This is a genomic window from Paenibacillus sp. Y930 (genome assembly GCF_056786375.1).
Genome location: NZ_JBXCIX010000011.1, coordinates 1 through 13,785, shown reverse-complemented (window position 1 = coordinate 13,785; position 13,785 = coordinate 1). Strand labels below are relative to the sequence as shown.

Annotated in this window: 15 protein-coding genes; 2 read left to right on the top strand and 13 right to left on the bottom strand. The window is 38.2% G+C overall.

What is annotated here, in order from left to right:
- Positions 1-132: 132 nt before the first annotated feature.
- Positions 133-906, bottom strand: coding sequence for a TatD family hydrolase (locus tag AC1TO5_RS19905; protein ID WP_482064592.1), 774 nt, complete (start codon positions 904-906; stop codon positions 133-135).
- A gap of 5 nt (positions 907-911) precedes the next feature.
- Positions 912-2,219, bottom strand: coding sequence for an HD domain-containing protein (locus AC1TO5_RS19900; protein ID WP_482064591.1), 1,308 nt, complete (start codon positions 2,217-2,219; stop codon positions 912-914).
- A 263-nt stretch (positions 2,220-2,482) separates the two neighbouring features.
- Between AC1TO5_RS19900 and AC1TO5_RS19895 the strand changes: the two genes are divergently transcribed.
- Entirely contained in the window at positions 2,483-2,737 is a 255-nt protein-coding gene (locus AC1TO5_RS19895; RefSeq protein WP_482064590.1) for an AbrB/MazE/SpoVT family DNA-binding domain-containing protein, read from the top strand.
- 357 nt (positions 2,738-3,094) lie between these two features.
- On the opposite strand, the gene rsmI is transcribed toward AC1TO5_RS19895, so the two are convergent.
- The 10 genes from rsmI to AC1TO5_RS19845 form a co-directional block, all read right to left on the bottom strand.
- Complete coding sequence (gene rsmI, locus AC1TO5_RS19890) at positions 3,095-3,982, bottom strand: 16S rRNA (cytidine(1402)-2'-O)-methyltransferase (RefSeq protein WP_482064589.1); 888 nt, start codon at positions 3,980-3,982, stop codon at positions 3,095-3,097.
- Positions 3,979-4,704, bottom strand: a complete 726-nt coding sequence (locus tag AC1TO5_RS19885; RefSeq protein WP_482064588.1) for a tRNA1(Val) (adenine(37)-N6)-methyltransferase — start codon at positions 4,702-4,704, stop codon at positions 3,979-3,981. The genes rsmI and AC1TO5_RS19885 overlap by 4 nt, the downstream gene beginning before the upstream one ends.
- Before the next feature lie 113 nt (positions 4,705-4,817).
- Positions 4,818-5,201, bottom strand: coding sequence for an initiation-control protein YabA (locus tag AC1TO5_RS19880; protein WP_482064587.1), 384 nt, complete (start codon positions 5,199-5,201; stop codon positions 4,818-4,820).
- Between the two features lie 51 nt (positions 5,202-5,252).
- Entirely contained in the window at positions 5,253-6,056 is an 804-nt protein-coding gene (locus AC1TO5_RS19875; protein WP_482064586.1) for a PSP1 domain-containing protein, read from the bottom strand.
- Positions 6,057-6,059: 3 nt separating this feature from the next.
- On the bottom strand, positions 6,060-7,040 hold the full coding sequence (gene holB, locus AC1TO5_RS19870) for a DNA polymerase III subunit delta' (protein ID WP_482064638.1): 981 nt from the start codon (positions 7,038-7,040) through the stop codon (positions 6,060-6,062).
- A gap of 19 nt (positions 7,041-7,059) precedes the next feature.
- Positions 7,060-7,503, bottom strand: a complete 444-nt coding sequence (locus AC1TO5_RS19865; RefSeq protein WP_482064585.1) for a YaaR family protein — start codon at positions 7,501-7,503, stop codon at positions 7,060-7,062.
- Between the two features lie 16 nt (positions 7,504-7,519).
- Positions 7,520-7,849 carry a cyclic-di-AMP receptor gene (locus AC1TO5_RS19860; RefSeq protein WP_482064584.1) on the bottom strand — a complete coding sequence of 110 codons (330 nt, stop codon included), beginning with the start codon at positions 7,847-7,849 and terminating at the stop codon, positions 7,520-7,522.
- 116 nt (positions 7,850-7,965) lie between these two features.
- On the bottom strand, positions 7,966-8,601 hold the full coding sequence (tmk, locus tag AC1TO5_RS19855; protein ID WP_482064583.1) for a dTMP kinase: 636 nt from the start codon (positions 8,599-8,601) through the stop codon (positions 7,966-7,968).
- Between the two features lie 86 nt (positions 8,602-8,687).
- The gene (locus AC1TO5_RS19850) at positions 8,688-10,181 is read right to left on the bottom strand and encodes an aminotransferase class I/II-fold pyridoxal phosphate-dependent enzyme (protein WP_482064582.1); all 1,494 of its coding nucleotides are present in this window, start codon (positions 10,179-10,181) and stop codon (positions 8,688-8,690) included.
- A gap of 89 nt (positions 10,182-10,270) precedes the next feature.
- Positions 10,271-10,456 carry a sigma factor G inhibitor Gin gene (locus AC1TO5_RS19845; RefSeq protein WP_482064581.1) on the bottom strand — a complete coding sequence of 62 codons (186 nt, stop codon included), beginning with the start codon at positions 10,454-10,456 and terminating at the stop codon, positions 10,271-10,273.
- Positions 10,457-10,658: 202 nt separating this feature from the next.
- Between AC1TO5_RS19845 and AC1TO5_RS19840 the strand changes: the two genes are divergently transcribed.
- On the top strand, positions 10,659-11,198 hold the full coding sequence (locus AC1TO5_RS19840) for a transposase (RefSeq protein ID WP_482064580.1): 540 nt from the start codon (positions 10,659-10,661) through the stop codon (positions 11,196-11,198).
- 125 nt (positions 11,199-11,323) lie between these two features.
- Here the strand turns inward: AC1TO5_RS19840 and AC1TO5_RS19835 are convergent, their stop codons facing one another.
- Positions 11,324-13,525 (bottom strand): Ig-like domain-containing protein, encoded by a 2,202-nt coding sequence (locus tag AC1TO5_RS19835; protein WP_482064579.1) that lies wholly within the window; start codon positions 13,523-13,525, stop codon positions 11,324-11,326.
- Positions 13,526-13,785 lie beyond the last annotated feature (260 nt).

The following is a 13,785-nucleotide window of genomic DNA, read 5'->3' as shown; positions in this document are numbered from 1 at the left end:
TACTTGTAAAGACGCGATAAAATGCGATTTCACGTAAATTTGAGGGTTATTTCGGAATATTATATTGATTTCGGCTACAAAGGTTAGTTTTAATCCATGAAATGTCCGTTTTCCTGCTGATTTCAACCGATTCTACTTAATTCGGAAACAATTCTTTCCATTTTGAGTCGTAATAGCTGCCAATTCCTCTACAGAAATCCCCTTAATTTGAGAGGCAGTCTCCGCAATAAGAGACACAAAAGCGGTTTCATTACGTTTCCCTCGATGCGGATGAGGAGCAAGATATGGGCAATCTGTTTCAATTAATAATCGATCAAGTGGAACATTTGCAAGCACCTCTTTTGGGACTCTAGCATTTTTGAATGTGACCGGTCCTCCGAATGATATATAGAAATTCATATCTAGACATTGCTTTGCACTTTCCCAACTTCCTGAATAACAATGCATAATTCCTCCTACTTCTGAGGCATCTTCTTCTTTCAATATTCGAATCACATCTTCATGGGCATCACGATTATGGATAATGATCGGTTTATTAACTTTTTTGGCTAATCTAATCTGCTTGCGAAACACCTCATGCTGTACCTCTTTAGGAGATGTATCCCAATGATAATCAAGACCAATTTCACCAATCGCTACCACCTTAGGATGTTGACATAATTCCTCAATCCATTCAAGATCTCCCGCTTGCATATGTATACTTTCTACAGGATGCCAGCCAACCGCAGCATAGATAAAATCGTACTCTTCTGCTAAAGAAATTGTCGTTGGAATTGTTTTGCGATCAAAACCAACATTTACTATAAGCTCTACGCCAGCTTCTCTTGCTCTAGCAATCATCTCCGCGCGATCTTCATCGAATTGAGGCGAATCTAGATGAGCGTGTGTGTCGAATAATACAGGCATGTTGTTCAATACTCCTCTTTAGTTAGATTGAAAATTTGTAGGATGTTATCGTTTAATTGGTCAATATGTCTAATTAGTAATTCTTCTGGATAATAAAGATGAACTTTACCTTCATGTAATCCGCTAATTGATGCAACAATATCAGATTTAGACGCAATTTCAGACAAACTTCCATTTTGATTCAGTAGCATAATTGGCGCTTTTTCCTTACTTCCATTTCCACCTTGCTCAGGTCGATATATATCATATGGTCGATCATATGGATAGTCAATTTCCAGATCATATTCTGGATGCAATCCAATGGAAACAAATACATTTTTTAGTTCTTCCAGCCATTCTTCGCTTAATTTCTCAATCGTTATATACTTGTACAGTTTTCGATTGAGAAAGCGTTCGCACAACCCCGATAAAATCGAATCTTCTTCGTTCATCCAGCATGAAAAAGTATACTGCATTAGTGACTCATCTAGTCGTAAATATGTCTCTAAATTTAGTGTTTCTTCTATTAAAGAGAGAATTGCTGAATCCATCCATTTAAATGTATACTTTTTCTCAAATAATTGTTTGGCACGCTTGAAAATTTGTCGCAGAATTATTTCTGAACTGCGAGTGACCGGATGGAAATAAACTTGCCAATACATCTGATATCTCGACATCAAATAATGCTCAACCGCATGCATGCCACTTTCCTTTACAACTATACTTCCCTCATGCGGACGTAATACTCTTAAAATTCGCTCTAAGTCAAAGTTTCCGTAATTCGTTCCGGTAAAATATGCATCTCTTAGTAAGTAATCCATGCGATCTGCATCCAATTGACTTGAGATCAAACTGACAACGATAGATTGGGGATATGTCTTCTTAATCACTTGAGCTACCTTCTGTGGCAACAGCTCTGAACTGCTCTTTAACACTTTATTAATTTCCGTATCGCCTAGTAATATTTCTATTGTCCACTCTTCATGATCTGTTTCAAATATTTCTTCAATAGAATGAGAGAATGGAGCATGACCAACATCGTGAAGCAACGCTGCACATAGAGCTATTAATCGCTCTTCTTTCGGCCAGTCAGGATAATTATATCGTTCAAATTGCGAAATTATCTTTCTTGTAATTTCATATACACCTAATGAATGTGAAAATCGGCTATGTTCAGCTCCATGAAATGTTAAATATGTCGTGCCAAGTTGTCTAATTCTTCTCAATCGTTGAAACTCCGATGTATTAATTAAATTCCAAATGAGTTCATCTTGTACATACACATAATTATGTATCGGATCCTTAAATACTTTCTCTTCACCCAGCATTGACATCTCTAACTACCTCCTTTTGTTCATTTTTTAGACACATGTCGTTTTTTTTGTCGAACAATGTCGTTTAATAGTTTCCAAATTGTCGAAAATGTTGTATTCTATTACAAAGTAAATTACCATCTTTATAATGTAAAGTCTATTGTATAAGCTCTTCCACACAAAAATAATATTGACTGGTATGGTAATTGTTGGTATTATTAATGTAAATAACACGAACATTGTCGAAAGATGGCATTGTTAACTTGCGAGAGGATGGAATTATTATGATGAAATCAACAGGTATTGTACGTAAAGTAGATGAATTAGGTCGTGTCGTTATCCCTATCGAATTAAGACGTACATTAGGTATCGGAGAGAAAGATGCTCTTGAAATTTATGTAGACGGTGAACGTATTATGTTGAAAAAATACGAGCCTGCATGTATCTTCTGTGGTAACGCAGAAAACGTTTCTTACTTCAAAGGAAAAATTATTTGCCATAGCTGTTTATCAGAAATGCCTGAACCTGTGACAAAATAAGAAAAATGATGTATAATGTATTTATTGATATGTTAATTCTAACCTTTTAAATACTCCTTGATGCCTTCCTGGATGTTTTCTGCCAGGAAGGTCTTTTTTTGTCTCGATTAAAGTAAGCGACCGTGTACGTCATACGTACACAAGTCTCTAGCAAGTTTTGAACTTCATCTTCCAATCGAGGTTCAAAAAGTGGGCTTTCAGAATCGAGCAGGTGAAACGCTACTTGAGAAAGGCGGAAGCGCAAGTGTACGTTATTGGTACACGCGAACCGTACTTTCCAAGTTCGTTTCAGATGCGATGTCGAATACGCTACGTTAGCATCACTTCGTTATCAAAGCCCACTTTTTGAACTTCATCTCATCTATTGACTTCGTTGTATATGTCACGCTTGGACACCCCACGATCCCCCGCTACTTGCTTCATTGCATCCTTCCTAGACATCGTTGCTTCATAATGCTCTACATGCTCTTCAAGAGTCAATCTCTGCCACCATTCATTAGCTGCTTCTTCTAGCTGCTTGATTCCTTCTTGATCCAAACCTTCAATAAGGATACAAAATTCCCCCATTGGTTGATGTTCTTCAAACCAGTCTATACATTCCGTCAACGTTCCTCGCAAAGCTTCCTCATGACGCTTCGTTAACTCCCTTACGATGGCAACTTTACGATTACCCCAAACTTCTAATAATATAGCTAAGGTTTTGCGAATTCGATGTGGAGATTCATAAAGAATCAGTGTCTCTGTATAAGATGAATATTTATCAAGGAGTTGTATAATCGTTTTTTTATCACGGGGTAAAAAACCAATAAATGAAAATCGATCCGTTGGCAAGCCTGACATAATAAGTGCAGATAAGGCTGCATTTGCTCCTGGTATCGGAATAACTGAAATATCGCTAGTGATTGCATCTCTTACAATATCTACTCCTGGATCAGAAATCGCCGGCATCCCTGCGTCACTTACAAGTGCAATATTATTTCCTTCTAATAGAAGCTTAATCAACTCAGGTCCACTAGCTTCCTTATTATGTTCATGATAGCTAACACATTTTGTTTTGATTTCAAAATGCGTTAATAGCTTTCTCGTTTGTCTTGTATCCTCTGCAGCAATAAGATCAACTTCCTGTAATGTACGAATCGCTCTCATCGTCATGTCTTCAAGATTACCAATCGGTGTAGCAACTAAATACAGCTTACCCACTTGTTGCTCCTGTGAAGCCCCTATAAAGCTCTTCTGAATGTTCATATCACTTGTTCTCCCGCTTCATTATATACAATTTGTGGTGGTAGTACTCTAATATCAGGCTTCCCATCACGCGTTGCTTCAATTAATACCATATTAGCTTCCGAATCGATATGAGAATGTACAAACTGAATAACTTTAGGTTCAATTTTCCATTTGCGTAATGCCTCTGTGATATCGACTAGACGCGATGGTCGATGAACCATAAATAACTTTCCACCTGGACGAAGTAATTTACATGAAGCTTTAGCTATATCTTCGACATTACAATAAATTTCATGGCGAGCAATCGCATAATGTTCATTAATATTCATATCACCAGCAGCAGACTTCATATAGGGAGGATTAACCGTTATAACATCGTATATACCATTTTCCGCTGCCTGGGCATATTCCTTCAAATCAGCTTCAATAATTGTAATACGCTCCTCTAGCCCATTCATCGCTACATTACGTCTTGCGATCTCCGCTACGCGCGGTTGGATCTCTATCGCATCGATATGAGCCTCCGTCTTATCGGTACTCAGTAGCGCTATAACACCATTACCTGAACAGAAGTCAGCTGCTCTACCGTTCTTCGGAAAGCGAGCAAACCGAGCAAGTAAGACCGCATCTAATGAAAAGCTGAACACTTCTCTACTTTGAATAATTTTCAACTGTGATTCCGTTAATAAATCATCAATTCGTTCGCCTTCAAATAGCTCTACTGGATTGTGTGTGACCAAGCAATTCTCTCTCCTTACATTACTGTATTTATATAAAAGTCCGCTTTTTGAACTTTCATCTAAAAAAAGCCGCCCTTATTAGATCTGGGCGGCCCTTATATCTCAATGTGTTCTCACTTATTCAAGAAAGACAGGCAGAACAGACAATCCCCTTCGGTACGAAGATGTCCATAGTATACATTACAAATATGGAAGCCTTCATGATATAAGTTTGCCAAATTATCATGACCTTCGCCTGGTTCAGCAGATTGCTCTAAAGAATCCGCTGTTTGCATCGTATGCTGATTTGTTTTCTCGTGGACAGAAGAACTTGTATCCACTTCTCGCTCAGAATCATGCTCCCGCTTCAATACTTGTCTAAGTTGCTCGTTTTCAATAGATAGACGTTGATTATCTTCTATTAACGCTACTACTTGCTGTTTCAGCAAAGCAAGATCGACATGTAATTGTCCTGTTCGCTCTTCTATTTCAGTCATTTGAATAAATATATCCTTCATCTCTAAGTATCCACCCCAGAGTCACATGCTAAGCTACTATTGGCATTATGCCTATTTTACTACTACTTCATCTAAAGAAAGTTCTTTTGCCTTACCTGGTATATCAAATAACTGTACAAATACTGTTTTTGTCGAAGCATTAATTCCGGTTACTTTGCCCTCACCCATAGAAGTAACAACCATTTTACCGATTGTAGGCATCTCTTCACGAACACTTTCATAATTATCATGCTCGTATTTCAAGCAACACATTAATCTTCCACAAAGTCCTGATATTTTGGTTGGATTTAACGATAAATTTTGATCCTTAGCCATTTTTATAGAAACAGGCTCAAAATCTCCCAACCAAGATGAACAACATAATACTCTACCACAAGGACCAATTCCACCTAGCATTTTCGCTTCATCTCGTACACCGATTTGACGTAGCTCAATCCGAGTGCGGAATACACTTGCTAAATCTTTCACAAGTTCACGAAAATCGACTCTTCCTTCAGCAGTAAAGTAAAAAATAATTTTATTGCGATCAAAAGTAAATTCAACGTCCACTAGCTTCATACGCAATTGATGGTGTTGAATTTTCTCAATACATGTTGTAAAGGCTCCTGTTGCAGCATTGCGATTCTCATCAACAACTTGTGCATCAGAGTCATTTGCAATACGAATGACGCGCTTAAGAGGTAGTACAACATCCTCTTCTCCTACTTGCTTTTGACCAATAACTACTTTACCGTATTCAATTCCTCTGGCTGTCTCAACAATAACATGTTGATCCTTTTCTACGGGATGCTCTACAGGGTCAAAGTAGTATATTTTGCCCGCTTTCTTAAAGCGAACACCTATAACATTATACAAGGATTAGCCCTCCTGTAATTTAACCAAAAGTTGCTCAAAAGAAAGTTGGGGCGTTACATTTGCTCTCATACGCTTGTCCGCTTCCAGTACATATTCCATACATGTAACCCAGTTAGCGAATGAGCGTGAAAACGCATGCTCGCTGATCCACTCCAATTGATCAATGAAAACAATGTTCTCATTTCTCCCAGCTTGGAATTGTGTCATATCTTTATACCATAACAATAGTAACTGTAGCACAAGTGATATTTGCTCCGCATATTCAGTTTTGAATAGCTTTTGCCCGGCGGTCACCATTGCTGTAGTATATTTTATTATACTTTCCTTTCCTAATTGTATCACTAGGCTTCTAACTTCTGCAAACCCATTCTTTTCAAGAATTTCTCGAGCCCCATCGATACCAGACGAAAGATGAACAGCCGTCCTAGCTAATGTTGGTGAGATCCCTTCTGCTACAAGTAATTGCAACATAATCTCTGGTGCAAGCGGGGTAAATGGAACGCGCATTGTTCTTGATCTAATGGTTGGCAGTAAAGCCTGTTCATTGTGACTAATTAGTATGGCAACGACAGGTGATACAGGATCTTCAAGAAACTTCAATAAGCTATTAGCCGCTTGAACGGTCATTTTTTCAGCTTGCTCTACGATATAGATCATTTGCCCAGCCGATGTTGTACGATATGACATATCTCGCTGTAATTGACGGATTTGATCGATTTTTATACTTTGCCCTTCAGGAGCGATGTACCTGATATCTTGTTGATTACCATTTTCGAATTTCCGACATTGTTGGCACTCTCCACAAGCTGTACCGTCTATTGGGTGCAAGCAAAATATTGCTTTTGCGAAAGCATTGGCTGCAGCTAACTTCCCTGTTCCTGAGGGTCCTTCAAATAGATAGGCATGCGATATACGATTGTCTCTAAGTGCATTTTTCAATATTCGCTGTGCTCTCCATTGTTGCTCTGTCGTATCCTCAGTCATCATCTTAATGCTCCTTACATCAAAACACATAATTAATAAGTATGCCTCGAATTTCACCTAGTGTATGAAGTAGCTGTATACGGCCTTCTTCCGTTGCTAACAATTCTTCGGCCAATAATACTAGCTTTTCATCCACTTCTTCTAATAGCTTATAGCGCTTTACACGGCCTCGACGATCAAAGCCTCGCACTTCTTTCAAGCCAATGCCTTTTCTGAGTGTATCCTCTAAAAACTGTTTGACCATTTGGCGATAAATTTTCAATTCGCGAACAGTCATATGTCGTGACAGACGATCACCTTGTTCTTGAATGCCTTTTATCATTTGTTGCATTTCACTAACAGTATGCTGTCTATTTTTCTGCATTAACATCTCAGAAAACTGATTAGACTGGACTTGCTTATTAACACCTTCATTAGCTGTGCGACTTTGCCCAAGTGGTCTAAAGCTTTGGTCTACCCTCATTCATGCTCACTTCCATTCAAAAATGTTCAAATCTTTCTACTGGAACTACAAATACCGTTGCGCCACCTACCTGTACCTCTACAGGGAATGGAATATAAGAATCGGTCGACCCACCCATTGGTGTAACTGGCGTAACCAATTGATCTCTTACTTTACAACTATTGTTAATGACTTGGAAAACCTCATGTACACGCTCATCCTCGACACCGATCAAAAAGGTTGTATTACCAGCTCGTAAAAAACCACCCGTACTTGCAAGCTTTGTAGCGCGGAAGCCCTCTTGAACTAACGCAATCGATAAACGATTACTGTCTTTATCCTGAATTACTGCAATGACCAATTTCATAAGAATTCCTCCTATTATATGATAGAATTTGAAATCTTGGTTGTGCGATTGAACGCAATTCACATTATTTACGAATAAGACATCACGTGTATATGTTACATTTTGACGATACCTAATCATTTTTCTTCTATAAATGCGCTAACAATATTAAAAATGTTATGATAAACATCTTGTTGGCTCTCATTCGCGTCCACTTTAATCATACGATTACTGTAGCGTTCACATAAAGTCAAATATCCTGCCCTAACCTTATCATGAAAGCTTTTGCTTTCCAAATCAAGTCGATTAATTTCGCGTCCTGCTGCCGCTGAAATTCTAGCTAGCCCTACCTCTGGCGTTACATCCATATAGATCGTTAATTGTGGCATTAGATGCTCAATAGCAAATTGATTAATAGACCATATTTCATCAATTCCTAGTCCGCGTGCTACACCTTGATAGGCTAGACTACTATCAATAAATCGATCACATATTACAATATATCCTTCTTCAAGAGCAGGTATGACTTTTTCTACAAGATGTTGGCGTCTAGCTGCAGCATATAGTAAAGCTTCAGTGCGAGCATCCATTGCAGTATGTTCTAGGTCGAGAATAACTTCTCTAATTTTTTCTGCAATCGGAATGCCACCTGGTTCTCTCGTTACGATCACTTTATGTCCTTGCTCTATTAACGCTGTAGTTAGCGATGTAATAACGGAGGACTTACCTGCACCCTCGCCGCCTTCAAATGAAATAAATAGTCCCTTATTCAACGTACAAGCCCCTATTCTACCAATAGCGTTCTCATTCTAAATATACTTATTATTGTATCAGACTAACCGTCTATATTATACGTTTCCTAAATAAATACTTTAATCATTCCTTCAGATATTGTAGTTGAACCTTGAAATCTTGCCCCTGAATGAATCAATTGCAGCAAATAATCAATATGAACAGCTTGAACAATCTCTTCTTCAAATAAAATAGGAATGCCTGGTGGATATGGAATGACCATTTCCGCACTATGTCTTCCTTTTGCCTCAATTAGTGCGATCGTTTCAACCTTCCTATTGCTAGGAAACCGTTGCAGCTTAACGGGATTGCTAATCGTTACTCCGGTTGCATTTTTAATAGTAGAAACAGAATGACGTAACGCGACCATAAGTGAAATCTGCTGATGAATTTCTAATAACACCCGTTGCACCATTTCATACTGTTGTTCTGTAGCATTCATATGCCATACAAGTACTACATATTTTTCATTAGCCATTTCAGCCCAGAGCATTTTAGATTCCAGCATTTTTTGCAGTTGATGACCCGTCACCTTATTAGACTGATCAAACAATAGCATTCGATATGGATCCTGCTTATATTCTAATAACTTACTATCTAACTGTTCTACACGTAAACATAATTGCTTACTATGTAGCCACTCTGTTAATCGATTCACAATCGTATACGTTTGAAGAAACCATTCATAGCCATAACACTCCAAAGTCGCTCTTGCTGCATCTAACGACGCCATAATAACATAAGATGGACTCGAACTTTGAATGATGCTTAATTGCTGCTGTAACCTCATCTTCAATATATACTGCCCTTGTGTATGCAATACTGCCCCCATTGTGAAGGCAGGTAACGTCTTGTGCATAGACTGTACAACGGCATCAGCACCTGCCTCGAGCGCCGAATGTGGCGCATAGGGTGCTATTCCATAATGAGCGCCATGTGCTTCGTCTACTACTAGTGGCATATGGTAGTCATGGATAAGTGTTACATATTCTGTTAAGTCCGCACTAATTCCATAATAATTAGGGTTCGTGAGAAACACAGCTTTCGCTTGTGGGTATTGTACTAATGCTTGCTGCACCGTATCAATACTTGGTATAACAGGTAAATTTGTCGTAGCCTCATTGGCTGGATTAAGAAATATAACGTTAGCTCCTGCTAATTTGCAGCCATTAATTATTGATTTATGGACATTGCGTTGCACTATTATATAATCATTTGTGTCGCAAAGAGATAGTATCAACGCTAAATTACCTGCCGTACTTCCACCTACTAGAAAAAAGCTTTGCTCGGCACCGTATAGCTTTGCTGTAGCAGCTTGCGCGTCCTTAATAATGGTCTCGGGATCATGCAAATCATCGGTATGGGATAATTCCGTTACATCAATCGCTCCAAGCTTAGCCATATATCGCATGAGTTCTTCATAATCTGTATGTCGTAGTTGCTCTGTTAGTTGATTATATACTTCGCCATGACGATGACCAGGTACATGTAGAGACAACGGCTTTTGCTGTGAAAACTGTATGAGATGTTCTAACAATGGCGCATGCCAATGCTTTTGCATAAATGTTTCAACTCCTTACGATAGCTTGCATTAACTGTATCATATCTCTGTATACTAGCAAACAAAAAACGACCACCCATTGGTAGTCGTTACGCGTTTTTCTTGAAAAATATATGCTTCATTTTAGTTATGAAAAAAGGATACTTTTCATCCATCACATCTGTAGTTACCATTTCATATTCGCAGCTCGAACAAATAAAGCTGGAAACGATACGAATACCTTCTTCTCGTTGTAAACCGCATATCGTACAGTTGTGTTCTGTTATTGTGTTCATAGTATAGCCACCTTGTCATTCTATCTTTTTTCTAATAGCTGTTTGAACTTATACTAATAGTATGTCTTATATTCTATGAAAATATACATCGCTATTTTCAATATATCGCTTAACCCTACCTAACATAAATATCTCTTATAAACATAGATTGGAAAATAACCGATATATATAGTATCACCATGTTTGAAGAAGGGATATAAGTATGAAGCAATCGTTAACTGATCACCCTACAGCAACCATTTACCAGTATAAACATGTTCTGAAAATTTGTATACGTCCTGAAATGCTCCTCAGTTATATACTATGTGTACTATTACTTTTAGGGTTTCAAATGCTTTATTATAATATGTATGGGTTATTTGCATGGCTAATTGGGTTTGCTGCTGTTCAAATACTACATATCATCATTATTTTAATAACGTTTATACAAGTTAATGAAGCTGCCGATCGCCAATGGAAATGGACGATTATTCCGCCGTGGACTGGATTTATGCCTGCTAATGATATTAGCTTCACAGTATTCCGTAAAGTTCATAATCATTTATTTTGGCTCGGTATTATTATTATCGGGATATTGTATCCTTGGCTTCATCCATCTATTATGAGTAGCCTAATGACATGGCATATTTGGTTGCTCATGCCGCGACTACTGCTTAACATTCGATTACGTAAGCTCAATAAAAAGAAACAAACAGGTATTCTCCGTATACAAAACAAAGAAGTGAACTACTTTCAACCTTAATCTTCACCCATTATCATGATAAGTATTTCTACGTAGGGAGCTCAAAATCATTCAAATCATGCGGCATATTTTCTTAGTAACAACAAAACATCCTTAGCCAAAGGCTAAGGATGTTTTGTTGTTTGCTATTTTACGATAACACGTATCGTTATGCTTTTGCCTCCAAAGGTGGCTTTAATGGTAGCCGAGCCTTTAGCGATCGCTGTTATTTTACCATTTTTAACAGTGGCAACACTAGCCTTTGACGATGTCCATATAGCAGCTTCTGTCGCTTCTACCGGGTTTCCAGTAGTGTAGTTGGCCGTAAGCTTAACCGTGAACGTTCCACCTGGAGCTAGCTTAGCCGATCTGTCTGAAAGAGTTAATGATTTTAGCTTTGGTGTAACATTAATTGGAACATTGATTGTTAGCCCTTGATAAGATCCTGACACTATACCTGTTCCGACCTTTAATGCTTTAATCGTTGAACCTTTAACTGATGCAAGTGTTGCTGGCGATACCGTCCAGTTTATTTTAGAGCTAAGCAGTACCGATCTACCGTCCTTATAATAGCCTCTTACTTTAATTGATTTTGACTTATTTGGATTAAGTTCTAAAGATTCAGGCTCAGCAACAAGTTTTACAATTTCCTCATCAATTCGTACTTTCAAAGATGTTGATTTATTCAGATAGGTAGCTGTTAACGTAACAAGTGATACTTCCAATCCTTTAATTGTATCTGCTTTTAATATAAGATTATCAGATGAAGTTTTCCATTTCACTCTTTTGGAAACATCCTCTTCCTCCCCATCTTCATTAATAACAATGACAGATGGATAAGCAGATTCTTTCCCAAGAATAATATTTAATTCTTTAGTGTCAATAACTAATTTGAGTGGTTTAGCATGGACAAGTAACTTCACATCAACTTCATAGTTACCTATCTTAGCTGTAAGAATAGTTTCTCCTAAAGTCTTAGCACTCCACTTTCCGTCTTCAATGATAGCGACTTTCTGATCCTTAGAAGACCATTGCACAAGCTTAGATACATCAACTACTGAGCCGTCGAACAATTTACCTGTTACAGCTGGCAGCTGACCACTGCTATTAACAAAGCCATCAAGCGTTTCACTTTCTAAGCTTAGTTCAGTGATACTTGGATAAACTGTAACATTAATACTGCGGCTTACCCCTTTATAGGATGCCGTAATTTTTGTTGTTCCAATAGCTTTTGGCGTTACAAGACCATCTGACACCGTAGCAACGACCGCATTAGATGTAGTCCAATCAGCTAATTTAGTAGCATTATATGAAACATTGAAATTATTCAATACTTCAGCTTCAATTTGTAAAGGTTTGTCCTGCAAAAGCATATGGTATTCTGTCTCTGGTGATAATCTAATCGATTGGTATGCAGTACGTACAATAACATCGATTGATGTCTTTACTCCCTTGTATGAGACACTGATCGTTGTCTGACCAGGACTTATAGGTTTTACAATGCCCTTCTCAACGGAAGCAATCTCGGAATTAGCGCTTGTCCATTCTGCAACATCCGTAACAACCTCAGACAGCCCTCCAGCTTTAGGTTGAGCAGTAGCTTGCAGTTCTTTATCATCCGTACCAATCTCAAGCTCAATTAGCTTTTCAGGGGAGATTGAAATTGATTTATATGGTGAAGTTACAACGATATTGATTGAATCTGTTTTTCCTTTTAATTTCGCAGTAATAGTAACTGTACCCGTTGCTAGGAGTGTAATTGTACCTTCTTCCACTTTAGCAATTGAAGAATTGGAGGATGTCCATGTCGCCTCTGAAGTAATATCCTCCACGACGGAATCTTTGGAACCATCAAGTGTGTATACTAGTTCTTCACCAATCTCAATTTCGGTTTTTGCGGGAGCAGCCACGTTATTTTCCATTAGAGTTATACTATCGTAAATATAGTCTGAAGTTGCTTTTATCGAAATTTTATAATCCTTATATGTAGCACTTATTGTAGCAGTTCCTTTACCAACAGCGGTAAGAACGCCTTTTTCAACTTTTACATAGGCCGTATTTGAAGACTTCCATGTCACGGCTGATGTAACATCCTTCTTCGATGTTGATTCTGACATCTCAGCTAGTACATCTAAATTCACCTTGTCATCTTCTACAAATAATTCAAGAGCTGAAGTATTACTATTGTAATCGGAAGATTCATAATCGAATTCAATTCCTATTACCTTATCCTCTGCCGCATATGCAATTCCTGTCATAGAAGTTGTTATAAGCGTGATCACGAGTGCAATAGCTAACCATCTATACCCCTGTCCTAATAATACGTTCCAACGATCAAGCACTTTCACAATATCCTATCCTTTCTGACTTATAATAATAGTCTATACCTTATTAACGGCTTAAAGGGCGAGAAAATGAATAACATTAAGCCAAACTACTTCATTTTCTTTTGAACTTGCCTCTATCTGTCATTGTTTAGACAATGTTCTTCACTCTACAGCGATCCCTCGTAATCACCCGTTAGAAAACAACAAAAAAGCCTACTGCGTATGCAGTAGACTCATCCGTGCTTGGCGACGTCCTACTCTCCCAGGACCCTGCGGTCCAA